The organism is Lysobacterales bacterium (genome assembly GCA_016703225.1).
Taxonomy (GTDB): domain Bacteria; phylum Pseudomonadota; class Gammaproteobacteria; order Xanthomonadales; family Ahniellaceae; genus JADKHK01.
On record JADJCM010000001.1, the window covers coordinates 1,236,897 to 1,251,970 of the forward strand.

Sequence of the window (15,074 nt, forward strand, 5' to 3'; positions counted from 1 at the left end):
GCCGCGCTGCCCCTGCGCACGCCCTTGTTCATGCTCTCGCGCCTGCGCGGAAACTGGTTGCGCGCGCTGCTGGGCTGGTGGCCGCTGCACTGCATCGGCGCGATGTGCTACTCGATCTACCTCTACCACTTCTTCGTGATCTCGGCGTGCGCGAGGGCCATCGACAGCATCCCGGGCTGGCCCGCCGATCCGGACCTGCGCCTGCTGCTTCTGATGTTGGTCGGCCTGCCAACGGTGCTGCTGGCTTGTGTCATTCCCGATCTGTTGATCGAACGGCCCTTCATGATCTGGCGACCGGGCAGCAATCGCCTGCGTGACGTCCTGCTCGGTCGCGTGCCCGAGCGACACGGAGAGCCGCCCGTCCTCGAGCGTGCGACATGATCCAGGGCGCCCTGCTCGGACTGATTGCCCTGCTCTCGATCCACGCGGTAGGCAACTGGCGCAGCGGCCTGCTGTCCATCGTGCTGATCTCGGCGCTGCAGGATCCGGTACGCAAGCTCACGCCCGGCACGCCGGGATGGCTGGTGCTGGCGAGCACGCCGGTATTGGCGGCGCTGATCTTCGGTTCGCGCTTCTCGATCCGCGGGTGGTTCTCCGAGTTCCGGCGCACCTTTCCGCGCGTCTCGCAATCGCTAAAGTTGCTCGCGCTGATGGCGGTGCCCGCCGCGTTGATCTCGGCGACTTATGGGCCAGGCTCATGGATGCTCACTGTCTTCGGCGTGTTTTCCTACGGCGTGATCCTGTCGGCCGTGGTGGTGGGCTTCCATTTTCCGCGCGGCCCCGCGGACGTGCATCGCCTGCTATCCGCCTATTGCGTGGTCCACGGCATCGCTATCGGCGGCGGTGTGCTCGAGTACCTTGCCTGGTTCCCGCAGTGGACACTGCTAGGCGACGAGGCGCTCGGCTTCAATTGGGTGCGCCACGAATGGGGGTACGTGGTTGAAATCATCTGCGGCTTCTATCGCAGTGGCGACGTGCTCGGCTGGCACGCGTCGGCCGTTGCGATGCTTTCGCTGGTGCTGGCGCTTGCAAGCACCGGGGCTCGGCGTTGGTCCTGGCTCGCGCTGAGCGGTTGGGCGGTGGTCGCGCTCCTGCTCTGCGGCCGGCGGAAGATGGTCTACATGATGCCCCTGTTCGGGGCCGTCTTGATCTGGGTGTTCTGGCAGGCCGGTCGCGCCGCGCGCGCGTGGTCGCTCGCAGGGCTCCTGTTGCTCCCGATGGCCAGCGTGTGGCTGGTACGCGACTGGATGGGCGACGAGTCCCCGCAGATGCGCTATTACACGGAGACCGGGCATCTCACGCTCGGGACCGTTCGCAACCAGGGCTTCAATTCACTGCTAGAGACCTTCGAACAGACGGGGTTCCTCGGCGCCGGGCTGGGCACCGCTGCGCCTGGCTCCCACCAGATTCCGGCTGCTCGCCCTCGCATCTGGCAGGAAAGTGGGCCCAGCCGTGTGCTGGTCGAGTTGGGAGTACCGGGCGCTACGGCGTTCGTCGCCCTTCTGATTTCAATCGCATCGGCGATGTGGCGGGCGACCAATCGGCAGCTGCGCCAGAACACTCGAGGCGGGTTGTATGCCGCCGGACTGCTGGCGTTTTTCGCAGCCAACATCGGCAGCTTGACCGTGTCCGGCCAGATTCTAGCCGACCCGTTCATCTCAGCGTTCCTGGGCATCCAGATCGGCATGGTGCTCGCCTTTGCGCGCCCTGCGTTGGCGCCACAGGGCGGGGTTGCGACGCGGACTCCCACGCGACCGTGGCTGGTGTACTCGGCAACCGAGAGCAGTAGCGCACACGAGTCGCGCAAAGCCCGCCCAGCCCGGCGCCGCGACGACCAGGATTTCGTCGCTCCAAGCGCGGATGCAGAGCCCTCACCGCAGTTGGACCTGTTCCCGGATCAGGCTGCTTCTGGGGTGTCGCAACTGGTTCCTCACGAGGTCGACTTCCCTCTTGAGTCGCCGCCTCCGCCCGAACACGATCCAGCAGTCCAGCCCGACCTTGGGCCGGAGCGCAGCAACGCGACCGACGGAGATCCCCATGCCTGGCATTGATTCGGCGCAGCGCGCAGCGACAGCAGCGACCAGGCATCGGCTCAGGATTGCCGTCGCCACAACCCATCCCATCCAGTACCAAGTGCCGTGGCTGCAGCGTCTGGCTGCGCGCGACGACATCGACCTGCAGGTCTACTTCGCAATGCTGCCGGATGCGCGCGAGCAGGGACGCGAGTTCGGTGTCGCCTTTGCGTGGGACCTGGACCTGCTCGCCGGCTACCGCTCTCGAGTACTGCAGAACCAGTCGCGTCGGCCGTCACTGACGACGTTTTCCGGCTGCGACACGCCGGAAATCGTCGACGAAATCCGGGCCGGGCGCTTCGACGCAGTAATCGTCAACGGCTGGGGCAGCAAGACCGCGTTGCAGGCCCTGTACGCCTGCCGGCGCCACGGCGTGCCCTGCCTGGTGCGCGGTGAGGCCAACGGCTTGCGTCCGCGAGCATGGTGGAAGCGCTGGCTGCATCGGGCCTTGATCGCGCGATACAGCGCATGCCTCGCGATCGGCACGCGCAATCGCGACTACTATCTTGCCGCCGGCGTGCCGCCGTCGCGGATCTTTCCGACCCCCTACTGCATCGACAATGCACGCTTCGCGGCCAGTGCCGACGCCCAACGTGCGGCACCCGGACGCGCGGCCCTGTGCACGCATTTCGGGCTGGAGCCGCAACGCACCACTTTCCTGTTCTCCGGCAAGTTCGTCGACAAGAAGCATCCACTCGATGCGATTGCGGCCTTGCGCGTCGCGCGTGCGCAGGGCGCCGACGTCCAGCTCCTGATGGTGGGTGACGGTCCGCTGCGCGCTACGCTGGAGACGGCCGGCCATGGACTTCCGGTACGCTTCGCCGGATTCCTGAATCAATCGCAAATGGCCGCAGCGTACGCGGCAGGCGACTGTCTGGTCCTGCCTTCCGATTCGGGAGAAACCTGGGGGCTGGTGGTTAACGAGGCGATGGCAAGCGGGTTGCCGGTGATCGTCAGCGACCAGGTGGGGTGCGCCGCGGATCTGGTGCAGCCGGGTGTGACAGGCGACGTGTATCCCTGCCGCGACGTCCATGCACTGGCTGCGCGGATGCAGGTCCACGCTGCGGACCGCAACCAACTCCTGACCATGGGCATGAACGCACGGGCGCTCGTATTCGCAAGCTTCTCCTTCGAGCTCGTCGTCGACGGCGTGCTCGCTGCCCTGCACGCGGTGGCGCCGAAGACGGTGGACGCCACATGCCGATGCTGCTTGTCGCGATGGTCGCCTTGTTCACGCTGATGACGGCGGGTCGCTGGCGCAGCGGCATCGCGCTGATGATCGTGCTCGCTGCAGTCCAGGATCCGATCCGCAAGCTGACCCCGGAGACGCCCGGATGGATGACGCTGGCCACGACCCCGGTCTTCGCTGCCTTGATCGTGATGTCGTTGCTTCGAACTCGGCGCTGGTGGTCGGCGTTTCGCGACCAATATCGTGCCATCTCCCGCCAACTGCGGATCCTGGCGGTGCTGTGCGTGCCCGCGGCGCTGATTTCCGCGACCTATAGCGCGGGCTCGTGGATGCTCACCCTGATCGGCGCCTTCTCCTATTCGGTGATCTTTCTGGCCTTGGTAGCGGCATTCCACCAGCTGCGGCATGTCAACGACCTTCGCCGCCTGCTGGCGTGGTATTGCGTCGTGCACGGCATCGCGATCAGCGGGGCGATGCTGGAGTATTCGGGTGCGCTGCCGCACTGGGCGGTGCTCGGCGACGATGCTCTCGGTTTCAACTGGGTTCGCATGCACGCGGGCTACACGGTCAACATCGTGTCGGGCTTCTATCGAAGCGGCGACGTGCTGGGCTGGCATGCGGCCACGGTATGCATGCTCTCACTGGTGTTGGCGCAGACCGGCCATGGCACGCGCCGTTGGGGCTGGCTGATGCTCGCGGCCTGGGCGGCGGTGGCGCTGATCCTGTGCGGACGACGGAAGATGGTCTTCCTGGTGCCGGTGTTCCTGCTGGCGGCGATCTGGATCTACTGGCAGGCCGGTCGCGCGACCAAAGCGTGGTCGCTACTGTTGCTGTTCGCTCTGCCGGCCGCGAGCGTTTACCTGGCAGGCGACCTGCTCGACGAAGAGAGCAACCAGCTGCGCTACTACTCGGAAACCAGCTACCAGACGCTGGACAGCCTGGAGACGCACGGTTTCGCTTCCCTTGCCGATACCTACCGGCAATCGGGATTCTTCGGCGAAGGCCTCGGTACTGCCACGCCGGGATCCCACCACGTCAAGGTCGATCGTCCGCGAGTTTGGCAGGAGAGCGGGACCAGTCGGGTCCTGGTCGAACTCGGTGTGCCAGGCGCACTTGGCCTGGGCAGCGTAATGATCGCGCTCGGCTTGGCCTTGTTTGGCGTTGTGCAGCAGAACCTGCGGTCGCGCAACCTCGGAGCACACTACGGTGCCGGGATGTTCGCCTGTTTCGTCGCCAACATTGGCAGTCTGGTGGTGTCTGGACAGATCCTAGCGGATCCTTTCATCGCGTCATTTCTGGGGGTGCTGGCCGGACTCACACTGTCGCTGGCTCGACCCGAACTTCAAGGCGGCGACTCACGCACGCTTGAGCATCAACGGGCCGTCGTTGCTGCCGCGCGGCGGCTGTCGGGGCGCGGGTACTGAGACGATGCCTGAGCCATTGCGGGTCGTATTGATCAGCACCGCGTGCATGGCCTTACCCGGCAGCATGCGCGCCTACGCCGAAACCCTGCAGCGGGCGCTGGACCTGCACGCGCGGGATATCGATGTGCAATTGCTTGAGCTCGCGCCGAAGACCGCATCGGGCCCGGTCGCGCAACGACTGGAATTGCTGATGCTGCCGATCAAGGCACGGCTTCGCGGCGGCAGGGCGCCCGATGTCTGGCATGTGCTCGATGGCAGTCGCGCCTATGTCGCCGCCGGACTTCGCCGCGCGCCGGTCGTGGTGACGGTGCACGACATCATTCCCTGGCTGCAGGCGCAGGGTCGCTTTGCGGCTGCGCCCGCCACCGGAACCGGTGCGCGCTGGTTGTGGCGTCGCAATGCAAACGCGATGCGCAAAGCGGCTGCGTTGATCTGTGTGAGCCACTCGACTGAGAGCGATACCCGAGACAGCTTTGGTGTAGCCGCGCACACCTGCCATGTCGTCGCTTCGCCTTTGCCCCGTGGCCTGTCCGGTGAACTCGGCCGAAGCAGCAAGATCCAGCGGGAAGCGGGCATCATGTTGCACGTTGGCCACAACGGCTTCTACAAGAATCGAGCGCAAGTGCTGCGCATCTTCGCGCGCCTGGAACCAACGATCGCACGCCAGCTGGTGATGATCGGCCCGCCCGCCACTGCCGAGCTGCATGCGCTGGCCGGGGCCTTGGGCATACACGAGCGCGTACGTTGGCTCGGCGATGCCGACGATGCGCTGCTTGCTGACTGGTATCGGCGCGCGGCGGTGCTGGTGTTTCCATCGCTGTACGAAGGGTATGGCTGGCCGGTACTGGAGGCGATGGCCTTCGGCCTGCCGGTGGTGTGCAGCAATGCGGGCTCTCTGCCCGAGGTGGCCGGCGATGTGGTGCCGTGCGTGGCGCCGGACGACATCGACGGCTTCGTCACGCACATCGAGCTGCTGCTGCGCGAACCCGCCCGCGCCGCGGCCGCGAGTGCCTCGGGGTTGCAGCGTGCGGCCGCGTTCAGCAGCGAACGATTCGCGCACGAGATGAGCGCGGTGTACCGTTCGGCGGCAGCGACGCCACGCGAGAGGAGGCAAGGATGATCAGGACCGCGCTGATTTTTGGTGTCTCCGGCCAGGACGGCGCACTGCTCGCACGCCTGCTGCTCGACAAGGGTTATGCCGTGCATGGCAGTTCGCGCGACGCGCAGATGAACGGCTTCGGCAACCTCGACCGCGTCGGCGCACGCGAGCGCGTGCAGGTGCATTCGGCAGTCACCACCGACTTCCGCAGTGTCGCCCAGGTGCTCGGCAAGGTGATGCCCGACGAGGTCTACCTGCTGGCCGGGCAAAGTTCGGTCGGACTCTCATTCGAGCAGCCGGCCGAGACTCTGGAGAGCATCGCGGTCGGCACCCTGAACGTGCTCGAGGCGATCCGCTTCCTGAAGGCGAACACGCGCCTGTATCACGCCGGCTCTAGTGAGTGTTTCGGTGATGTCGGCGCTGCCGCCGACGAGCAGACGGCGTTCCGCCCGCGCAGCCCGTATGCAGTCGCGAAGGCGAGTGCGCACTGGATGGTCGCGAACTATCGCGAGGCCTACGGGCTGTATGCCTGCACCGGGATCCTGTTCAACCACGAGTCGCCGCTGCGTCCGGCGCGTTTCGTCACGCGCAAGGTGATCGCCGCAGCGGTGCGCATCGCCGACGGCAGCGGCGAACGCCTGCAGCTCGGCAACCTCGACATCGAACGCGACTGGGGCTGGGCGCCGGAATACGTCGACGCAATGTGGCGCATGCTGCAACAACCGCGTGCCGAGGACTACGTGATCGCGACCGGGCAGTCGCATTCGCTGCGCGACTTCGTCGCGATCGCATTCCGCGCGGTCGCGCTCGACTGGCGCGAACACGTCGACTACGACGACAGCCTGCGCCGTCCGAGCGACATCGCGCACAGTGTCGGCCGCCCCGGCAAGGCACTGCGCGAACTCGGCTGGCGCGCGCAGAGTTCGCTCGAAGACGTGATCACGCGCATGATCGCCGCCGAGCGCGGGCAGCCCTGGCCGATGACGACCGGCTGACGCATGCGCATCGCGATCGACGCGTTGCCGATCAACAATTTTTCCGGGCGCAATGTGCTCGGCGGACACCTGCGCAATCTCGCCGCCGCGGCCGACGGACGACACAGCCTTCATGTCTTCCACCATGCCGGCAATCGCGACCTGCGTCGCGATCTCGGTGCGCAGGTCGAATGGATCGAATGCGCCGGTGTCGATGGCGGGTGGGTGCGGCGTTTGCTCTGGCAGCGCTTCAACATGCAGCGCCGGCTCGATGCGATCGGCGCCGATCTGCTGCTCTCGACCTCGGGCGCGCTGGTGCCGGGCGTGCATACTCCGCAGGCGGTGCTGGTGCAGAACCCGTGGTGCTTCTTCCCGCAATTCCATGGCACGACGCTGGAACGCCTCAAGGCGCGCTTGCAACGCCACGGTTATCGCCGAGCCCAACGCGAGGGTGCGGCGCTGTTCTATCTGTCCGACTACATGGCCCGCGCCTATCGCGACAATGCCGTCAGCGCGCCGCGCCACGGCGCCACCGTGCTGGTCGGTGTCGATGACGGCATGTTCGTGCAGGCCGCTACCGAGGGCGTACCGGACTTCGTGCAACGCGCGCCCGAGATCGTCACGGTGTCGGTGATGACCCCGCACAAGGCGGTCGAGGATGTGCTGGCGGCGCTGGCCCTGCTGCGACAGAGGAACATCGATGCACGCCTGGCCCTGGTCGGCCCGTGGTCTGATCCCGGATATCGCGCGCAGATCGAGGTGCACATCGACACGCTGGGGCTGCGCGATGTGGTCACGATCACTGGTGCGGTATCCGCAGCGGAATTGGTCGCGCACTATCGGCGCGCGCGTGTGTTCTGCCTGCTCAGTCGGTGTGAGTCCTTCGGCATTCCGGCGGTGGAAGCCCAGGTGTTCGGGACGCCGACGGTGGTCGCCGATGTCTGCGCACCGCCGGAAATTGCCGGACCCGGGGGCATGTGCGTGGCGCCGGGCGATATCACTGCCGCCGCCGATGCGTTGCAGCGGCTGCTGTGTGACGAGCCCACCTGGCGCACGGAGTCCGATTCCGCGCTGGCCAATGCCGAACGCTTCCGCTGGTCGCGCCTGAGCAGGCCGATCATCGACTTCATCGAACAGTGGCAGGCCGCCGCATGAGCCTCGATATCGACGCCACGCGCGCAGCGCGGCCGTACACGCGGCGCGAATATCTCGGCCGCGTGTTGTGGGCGCTGGCGACGCCGCTGTTCCGCTTCAGTCCGCGGCCGTTGTTCGGCTGGCGGCGTTTCCTGCTGCGTTGTTTCGGGGCGCAGGTGGGCTCCGCGGTGCATGTCTATCCGAGTGCACGCATCGTGATTCCGTGGAACCTGCGCATCGATGCAGGCGCCAGCATCGGCGAGCACGCGCTCGTGTACAACCTGGGGCCGGTGCATGTCGGAGCGCGCGCGACGGTGTCGCATCTCGCGCATCTGTGTGCGGGTACGCATGACTATCGCGACCCGACCCTGCCGCTACTGCGCACGCCGATCATGATTGGTGCCGATGCGTGGATCTGCGCGCAGGCCCTGGTCGGACCGAATGTCGTGGTCGGTGATGGCGCGGTAGTCGGCGCCGGTGCGGTGGCGATGCAGGACGTGCCGGCCTGGACCATCGTCGCCGGCAATCCGGCGGTGGCCGTGAAGCGACGCGAGCTGCGCGAGACGCCGACGCGATGATCTCGGTGGTGATCCTGACCTTGAACGAGGCGGCCAACCTGCCGCGCTGCCTCGACAGCCTGGCCTTCAGCGACGACGTGCTGGTGCTCGACTCGGGCAGCAACGACGACACCGTCGCGATCGCCGATGCACGCGGCGCACGGGTGCTGACGCGGCGCTTCGACAGTTTCGCCGGGCAACGCAATCATGCGATGGAACATGGTGCGTTTCGCCACCGCTGGGTACTGCACCTGGACGCCGACGAAGTGGTGCGCCCCGAACTGGGCGCCGAGTTGCTCGCCATCGCTACCGCGGACGATTCGCGCTGGCCGGTGTATCGGCTGCCGTCGCGGATGATCTTCATGGGCCGCTGGCTGAAACATGCCGGCATGTACCCCGCCTACCAAGTGCGCTTCGGCCGCGCCGACGCATTGCGCTTCGTCGACCATGGCCACGGCCAGCGCGAGGTGCAGGCCGCGCACGAGGTCGGCACGCTGCAGGGCGCGCTCGACCACCACAACTTCTCCAAGGGTGTGCACGACTGGTTCGCCCGCCACCTGCGCTACGCCGAACGCGAAGCGGTGCAGATGCTCGCCGAGCGCGGGCAGCCGCTGCGTGTCGGCGAGTTGCTCGCGGTCGACGCCACTGTGCGTCGCCGCGCGTTGAAACGGCTTGCCGCGCGAATGCCGATGCGTCCGACGCTGAGGTTTCTCTACAGCTACGTGGCGCGCGGCGGTTTCCTCGACGGACGTGCGGGCTACGAATACGCATGCATGCTGGCGGTGTACCAGCAATTCATCGATTTGCGCCTTCACGAGAAGCGACGCGAGCACAGTTGATGCTGGACAGCGCAGCGCCAGTGCGGTTGCGGGCAGATATTCAGGCTCTTCGTGGCCTTGCGATCTTGCTGGTGATGCTGCACCACGCTCAGATCGGTGGATTGCGCGCTGGCTTTCTGGGCGTGGACATCTTCTTCGTCATTTCCGGATTTCTGATCAGCGGTTTGATCTTGGATAGCCTGCGCCGGGGTGACTTCAGTTTCACCGACTTCTATTTTCGTCGAGCAAAACGCCTGCTTCCTGCGGCGTACGTGACGTTCGTGCTCGTTACCTTGGCAAGTCCTTGGTTCATTCTCGCGTCGGAATCAGAGAACTATTTTCGCCAATTGCTTGGCGCAGTCTCATTCACCGGCAACATCGCCCTTTGGTTGCAGTCTGGGTATTTCGAGCAATCCGCGTATTTGAAGCCGCTGCTGCACACTTGGTCGCTCGCCATCGAGGAGCAGTTCTATCTCTTGCTTCCGGCGCTGCTTCTGTTTACAGCATCGAGGTTCCGAATTGCGATGCTGGCGGCAATCTGCTTGCTCAGTCTGATGTTGTGCTTCTTGCTCGCACCGCGCATGCCAAGTGCGACTTTCTACCTGCTTCCAACGAGAGCTTGGGAGCTCCTGGTTGGCTCCCTGTCAGCCGTTTTGGTCACGAACCAAGCAACGCATGCTGTCGCCAAGTGGATGTTCTGGCCGTCTTTGCTGATCGTGCTGGCCCTACCAACCGTGGCAGCGTGGGGCACCCATCCTGGGGTATCTGCGGTATTGGTGACAACCGCCACCGCGATGCTTCTACTTCGCAGGCATCCAGTCTTGAACGACGGAATGCCCATCAGACAACTCGGACAACTTGGAAACATCTCATACTCTCTCTACCTGCTGCACTGGCCCTTGCTGGCCTTCGCAAACAACGCCTATGTCTCGGGCGTGCCCACCACCGTTCGCGCGTCACTCTTGCTGCTGGCCGTGGCACTGGCCGCGTTGCTCTACCGCTACGTCGAGCTCCCGGTTTGGCGGTCGAACTGGCGTGGCGACCGCCGCAGCTACGGCATCATTCTCGCCTCCACGCTCTTGGTGATAACGGTCGGAGCGACATCCGCCATCGCTTCAAGGTCAGGCGTGGATCACGGGCAGCTGCGCGCCCCGAATCGAGGCTTGAATGAGTCCTGTGACGCGACAGACAGGTTTGTGCCGTCGGCGGCCTGTGTTAACGGCCAAAATCCGCGCGTGCTGGTCTGGGGAGATTCTTTCGCCATGCACCTCGTTCCTGGAATCGTTGCCACCGCTGATTTCAGCATCGCGCAAGCAACCAAGTCGGCGTGCGCGCCCTTCCTAGGGCTCGCGCAGCAGGTGAAGGGAAAGTTTGAGCGCGATTGGGGAAGGAACTGCATGACCTTCAATCAAACTGCTGTCCAGTACCTGGAATCGACGCCAACGATCGAAGTGGTTGTAATTGCTGCGCACTTCCCAACCTACCTTGATTCCAAGGCACCCGACCGGGAGGCGCTACTTGTTCAGTCGGCGGGAGAAGAGCTCGAGCAACCGCGCGGCGTTGAGTCCACGCTCGTCGCAACAGTTGAGTCCATACGCGCCGCCCGGAGACTGGGCAAGCGCGTGCTCGTAGTAGCGCCTCCCCCGAATGGCGGCTTCGACGTTGGCGAGTGCCTCGAGCGTGAGCTCACAGGCCGACTTCACGTGACCAGCCAGGCATCCGGTGGATGCGCAATCCTCCGCGACACCTATCGGATCCAAAGCGCGGAATCGGCCAAGTTCCTGCGTCTCGTGAGCAGCAAGGCGGATGTTGAGATTCTTGACTTCGACAGCGTGCTTTGCGATCGGGACCATTGTGCCGCGCAAATCGATGGCGTTGGTGTTTACGGCCAGAACGGGCACTTCTCAAGGGCTGGATCCATTGCAGTCGGCAAGCGCATGAATCTCTCAAAGCTTGTATTGGACATGGCCAAGTGAATCGCTCCTTCTCTTTTTCGCGTATGGCACCGGAGCCGAAGCTATGGCCGTAGTGTTCGTGAATCGCTATGCGTGGCCGGACCATTCGGCGACGAGCCAGTTGCTGACCGATCTGGCGCAGGCGCTGGTGGTGCGCGGGCATGCGGTGACGGTGATCGCGTCGCGGCAGTTGTATGACGCGCCGGCGGCGGACTTGCCGGCCAGCGAAGAAGACGCGGGTGTGCGGTATCTGCGCGTCGCGACCACGCGCTTCGGGCGAAAGCGTCTGCTTGGGCGCGCGCTCGACTATCTGAGTTTCTACGCGATGCTGCCGTTCACGCTGGCGCGGACGCTGCGACAGGGTGACATCGTCATTGCCAAGACCGATCCGCCGCTGCTCGGCGTGCTGGTATCGGTGGTGGCCTGGCTGCGTGGCGCGCGCTGCGTGAACTGGCTGCAGGATGTGTTCCCGGAGGTCGCGGTTGCACTCGGCGAACCGCGGCTGCCGCGCCTGTTGACCGCGTCGGCGGCATGGCTGCGTGACCTCGGCCTGCGCTCGGCCGCGATGAACGTGGTCATCGGCGAACGCATGGCGACGCGATTGCAGGCACGGGTTCCGAATACGGCGCTGAAGGTGATTCCGAACTGGGCGCTGGAGCGCGAAATCCGGCCGCTGCCGCGCGAGGGCAATCGCGTGCGGCGCCAGAGTGGCTTCGATGCGCGCTTCATCGTGGCGTACTCGGGCAACCTCGGGCGTGCGCATGATGCGGAGACGCTGCTGACCGCTGCGCGTCGATTGCGCGAGCGAGCGGACATCGGCTTCCTGCTGATCGGTGATGGGCATCTGATGCGCCAGTTGCAGGATCAGGTCGAACGCGACGCACTCGGGAACATCCGCTTCCTGCCGTACCAGCCGATCGAGCGGCTCGCCGAGTCGCTCGCCGCTGGTGACCTGCACCTGGTCAGCCTGCGCCCCGAACTCGAGGGCCTGATCGTGCCGAGCAAGTTCTACGGCATTGCTGCCGCGGCGCGGCCGATCGCCTTTGTCGGCGACGCCGACGGCGAACTGGCAGGCTGGATCACGCTGCATGAATGCGGCGTCGTGGTGCAGCCCGGCCATGGCGGCGCGCTGGCCGAAGCGATCGTGGCCATGGCCGACAGCGCGGACCGCGGCGCGGCGCGCGGACGCAATGCGCGGCGCATGCTCGACCTGCGCTTCACGCGCGACGGCGCCCACCAGCAATGGCATGATCTGCTTTCGCAACTCGGCGCCACCAGCGCCCACAACCCCACGGAAAAACATCGCACGTGAAACGCGCATTGATCACCGGTATCACCGGCCAGGACGGCGCCTATCTGGCCGAACTGCTGCTCGCCAAGGGCTACGAAGTGCATGGCATCAAGCGCCGTGCCTCGAGCTTCAACACCGACCGCATCGACCATCTGTACCAGGACCCGCACGAGTCGGGCCGGCGCCTGTTCCTGCACTATGGCGACCTGACCGATGCGACCAACCTGATCCGCATCCTGCAGCAGGTGCAGCCGGACGAGATCTACAACCTCGGCGCGCAGAGCCATGTCCAGGTGTCGTTCGAGACGCCGGAATACACCGCGAACTCGGATGCGGTGGGCACCCTGCGCCTGCTCGAGGCGATCCGCATCCTCGGGCTGGAAAAGAAGACGCGCTTCTACCAGGCCTCGACCTCCGAGATGTTCGGCAAGGTCCAGGAGACGCCGCAGCGCGAGACCACGCCGTTCTACCCGCGCTCGCCCTATGGCGCGGCCAAGCTCTATGCGCACTGGATCACCGTGAACTATCGCGAGTCCTACGGCATGTATGCGTGCAACGGGATTCTCTTCAACCATGAATCGCCGTTGCGCGGCGAGACCTTCGTGACGCGCAAGATCACGCGCGCGCTGGCGCGCATTCATCTCGGCCTGCAGGACTGCCTGTTCCTCGGCAACCTCGATGCCCGCCGCGACTGGGGCCATGCCCGCGACTACGTCGAGGCGCAGTGGCTGATGCTGCAGCAGGCCGAACCCGAGGACTTCGTGATCGCGACCGGCGAACAACATTCGGTACGTGACTTCGTGACCCGCGCCGCCGGCGAGATCGGCATCACCATCGACTGGCGCGGCAGCGGCGGCGATGCCCATGGCATCATCGCCTCGGCACCTGCGGACTCGTCCGCGAAGGTGGGCCAGCGCATCGTCGCCATCGACCCGCGCTACTTCCGCCCGGCCGAAGTCGACACCCTGCTCGGTGATCCCACGAAGGCCAAGACCAAACTCGGCTGGGTCGCGCGCACGCCGTTCGCGGAACTGGTGCGCGAGATGATGCAGTCCGACCTCAGCCTGGCGCGGCGCGATGCCCTGGTCACCGACGCCGGTTACCGCGCGCCGAACCACCATGAGTGACTGACATGCCCACGGTGCTGCGCTCCGGGCCTTATCGCATCTACTGGTTCAGTCACGAACCGGGTGAGCCCCCGCATGTGCATATCGATCGCGGCGACCGATCGGCCAAGTTCTGGCTGCGTCCGGTGGCATTGGCACGCAATTCGGGCTTCCCTGCGCACGAGTTACGGGAGCTGCGCTTGCTCGTAGAATCCCACCAGCAATCCTTCCCGGAGCAGTGGCATGGGTACTTTGGCACTTCGCGCTGACGAACGCGTCGAGCGCGTCGAGTTCAGCGACGATTTCCTGGAGGTCGCCTTGCGCGACGGACGGCGCATTGCGGTGCCGCTGGAGTGGTATCCCCGGCTCGCCTGCGCCACGCCCGAGCAGCGTGGGAACTGGGAGCTTTGCGGGGCGGGTTATGGCATTCATTGGCCGGATCTGGACGAGGACCTGAGCACCGAGGGTCTGCTGCGCGGGGCACCCGCGCCCACCGCTTCGGCACGATGAGTTCAATGCGCAGCGACGCCCGCATCTGGATCGCCGGGCATCGTGGCCTGGTCGGTGGTTCCATCCTGCGTCGGCTGCAGGCGGAAGGCGCGTCGAACCTGTTGCTGCGTACGCATGCCGAGCTCGACCTGATCGACCAGCATGCGGTCGACGCGTTCTGCGCGCAGGAACGGCCGGAGTATGTGTTCCTCGCCGCAGCCAAGGTCGGTGGCATCCACGCCAACAACACTTATCCGGCGGAATTCATCCGCGACAATCTGGCGATCCAGACCAATGTGATCCACAGCGCGTGGAAGCACGGCGCGCGCAAACTGTGTTTCCTCGGTTCCTCGTGCATCTATCCAAAACTGGCGCCGCAGCCTCTGCGCGAGGATGCACTGCTCACCGGGCCGCTGGAGCCGACCAATGAGTGGTATGCAATCGCAAAGATCGCCGGCATCAAGATGTGCCAGGCCTATCGTCGCCAGTACGGCTTCGACGCGATCAGCCTGATGCCTACCAATCTGTATGGCATTGGCGACAACTTCGACGCACAGAATTCGCATGTGCTGCCGGCCTTGATCCGCAAGTTCCACGAGGCGAAGCAGCGTGGCGATGGCGGGGTCACGATCTGGGGCACGGGCACGCCGCTGCGCGAATTCCTGCATGCCGACGATCTCGCCGATGCTGCCGTGTTCCTGATGCGACACTACAGCGAGGAACAGTTCATCAATGTCGGCACCGGCAGCGACCTCAGCATCCGCGAACTCGCGCAACTGGTCGCCGACGTGGTGGGCTTCAGTGGCAGCATCAGCACCGACCCATCGAAACCCGACGGCACGCCGCGCAAGTTGATGGACGTGTCGCGCCTGCATGCGCTCGGCTGGCGCCATCGCATCGAATTGCGCGAGGGGATCGCGGCGACCTATGATTGGTTCCGCGCCCAAACCGATCACGGTTGAGTCC

The 15,074-nt window shown here is 65.3% G+C and carries 15 protein-coding genes; all 15 read left to right on the forward strand.

From position 1 onward, the window contains the following. Positions 1–57 precede the first annotated feature (57 nt). The 15 genes from IPG63_05330 to IPG63_05400 are packed head-to-tail and all read left to right on the forward strand — an operon-like array spanning position 58 to position 15,070. Positions 58–381 (forward strand): hypothetical protein, encoded by a 324-nt coding sequence (locus tag IPG63_05330; protein MBK6726673.1) that lies wholly within the window; start codon positions 58–60, stop codon positions 379–381. Then, positions 378–2,051, forward strand: a complete 1,674-nt coding sequence (locus IPG63_05335; protein ID MBK6726674.1) for a hypothetical protein — start codon at positions 378–380, stop codon at positions 2,049–2,051. The genes IPG63_05330 and IPG63_05335 overlap by 4 nt, the downstream gene beginning before the upstream one ends. Further along, positions 2,038–3,312, forward strand: a complete 1,275-nt coding sequence (locus tag IPG63_05340; protein ID MBK6726675.1) for a glycosyltransferase family 4 protein — start codon at positions 2,038–2,040, stop codon at positions 3,310–3,312. The genes IPG63_05335 and IPG63_05340 overlap by 14 nt, the downstream gene beginning before the upstream one ends. Then, entirely contained in the window at positions 3,300–4,685 is a 1,386-nt protein-coding gene (locus IPG63_05345) for a hypothetical protein (protein ID MBK6726676.1), read from the forward strand. Before IPG63_05340 ends, IPG63_05345 begins: the two co-directional genes overlap by 13 nt. A gap of 4 nt (positions 4,686–4,689) precedes the next feature. Beyond that, positions 4,690–5,805: a glycosyltransferase family 4 protein gene (locus tag IPG63_05350; protein ID MBK6726677.1), complete on the forward strand. Its 1,116-nt coding sequence runs from the start codon at positions 4,690–4,692 to the stop codon at positions 5,803–5,805. Continuing rightward, positions 5,805–6,779: a GDP-mannose 4,6-dehydratase gene (locus IPG63_05355; protein MBK6726678.1), complete on the forward strand. Its 975-nt coding sequence runs from the start codon at positions 5,805–5,807 to the stop codon at positions 6,777–6,779. Before IPG63_05350 ends, IPG63_05355 begins: the two co-directional genes overlap by 1 nt. Positions 6,780–6,782: 3 nt before the next feature. Next, positions 6,783–7,913 carry a glycosyltransferase gene (locus IPG63_05360; protein MBK6726679.1) on the forward strand — a complete coding sequence of 377 codons (1,131 nt, stop codon included), beginning with the start codon at positions 6,783–6,785 and terminating at the stop codon, positions 7,911–7,913. Further along, entirely contained in the window at positions 7,910–8,470 is a 561-nt protein-coding gene (locus IPG63_05365; GenBank protein ID MBK6726680.1) for a putative colanic acid biosynthesis acetyltransferase, read from the forward strand. The genes IPG63_05360 and IPG63_05365 overlap by 4 nt, the downstream gene beginning before the upstream one ends. Next, positions 8,467–9,288 (forward strand): glycosyltransferase family 2 protein, encoded by an 822-nt coding sequence (locus IPG63_05370; GenBank protein MBK6726681.1) that lies wholly within the window; start codon positions 8,467–8,469, stop codon positions 9,286–9,288. The genes IPG63_05365 and IPG63_05370 overlap by 4 nt, the downstream gene beginning before the upstream one ends. After that, positions 9,288–11,243, forward strand: coding sequence for an acyltransferase (locus IPG63_05375; GenBank protein MBK6726682.1), 1,956 nt, complete (start codon positions 9,288–9,290; stop codon positions 11,241–11,243). Before IPG63_05370 ends, IPG63_05375 begins: the two co-directional genes overlap by 1 nt. A gap of 43 nt (positions 11,244–11,286) precedes the next feature. Continuing rightward, positions 11,287–12,534 (forward strand): glycosyltransferase family 4 protein, encoded by a 1,248-nt coding sequence (locus IPG63_05380; protein MBK6726683.1) that lies wholly within the window; start codon positions 11,287–11,289, stop codon positions 12,532–12,534. Beyond that, positions 12,531–13,640 carry a GDP-mannose 4,6-dehydratase gene (gene gmd, locus IPG63_05385; protein MBK6726684.1) on the forward strand — a complete coding sequence of 370 codons (1,110 nt, stop codon included), beginning with the start codon at positions 12,531–12,533 and terminating at the stop codon, positions 13,638–13,640. The genes IPG63_05380 and gmd overlap by 4 nt, the downstream gene beginning before the upstream one ends. A gap of 5 nt (positions 13,641–13,645) precedes the next feature. After that, a complete protein-coding gene (locus IPG63_05390) occupies positions 13,646–13,888 on the forward strand; it encodes a DUF4160 domain-containing protein (protein MBK6726685.1) in 243 nt (80 codons plus the stop codon). Then, positions 13,863–14,129: a DUF2442 domain-containing protein gene (locus IPG63_05395; protein ID MBK6726686.1), complete on the forward strand. Its 267-nt coding sequence runs from the start codon at positions 13,863–13,865 to the stop codon at positions 14,127–14,129. The genes IPG63_05390 and IPG63_05395 overlap by 26 nt, the downstream gene beginning before the upstream one ends. Positions 14,130–14,134: 5 nt before the next feature. After that, positions 14,135–15,070: a GDP-L-fucose synthase gene (locus IPG63_05400; GenBank protein MBK6726687.1), complete on the forward strand. Its 936-nt coding sequence runs from the start codon at positions 14,135–14,137 to the stop codon at positions 15,068–15,070. The last annotated feature ends 4 nt before the right edge of the window (positions 15,071–15,074 follow it).